The following is a 415-nucleotide window of genomic DNA, read 5'->3' on the forward strand; positions in this document are numbered from 1 at the left end:
TGCCATTGTCGCGCGTCTCGATCAGCGCCAGTTCGTCGGCATGTTCGAGCACAAGTTGCGCCAGGCGATAGACGAGCTTGCCACGGTCGGTCTGGGTCATCCGGCGCCATGCCGGATTGGCAAAGGCGGATCGCGCGGAGGCCACGGCAGCATCGACATCGGACGCGTCGGCCTCGGCCAGCTCATACCAGGGCCTAGCGGTCGTCGGATCGTAGCTTGGAATGTACTGGCCGGCTTTCGGCGCGACAAAGCTACCGCCGATGAAAAGCTGCTGACGGGAATTCTCGAGCGATTTTACAGACGTTTTCATGGCTTTTCCTGCTCGATGTCCTGCGCGCTTTGCGTCCATGGCTGCGAGCCGCCATCGATGCGGGCCAGACGCCCGCCATCGCCCGAATCCATGTAGATGCTGAAC

The 415-nt window shown here is 61.9% G+C and carries 1 protein-coding gene; it reads right to left on the minus strand.

Going from position 1 to position 415, the window contains the following annotated elements; genetic code table 11:
- Nucleotides 1-310 (minus strand): aldehyde dehydrogenase family protein (locus EN932_RS37750; RefSeq protein ID WP_128369599.1); only part of this gene is annotated, 310 nt, incomplete at its 3' end.
- Between the last annotated feature and the right edge of the window lie 105 nt (nucleotides 311-415).

It is taken from the genome of Mesorhizobium sp. M7A.F.Ca.US.002.01.1.1, from assembly GCF_004022955.1.
GTDB lineage: Bacteria > Pseudomonadota > Alphaproteobacteria > Rhizobiales > Rhizobiaceae > Mesorhizobium > Mesorhizobium ciceri.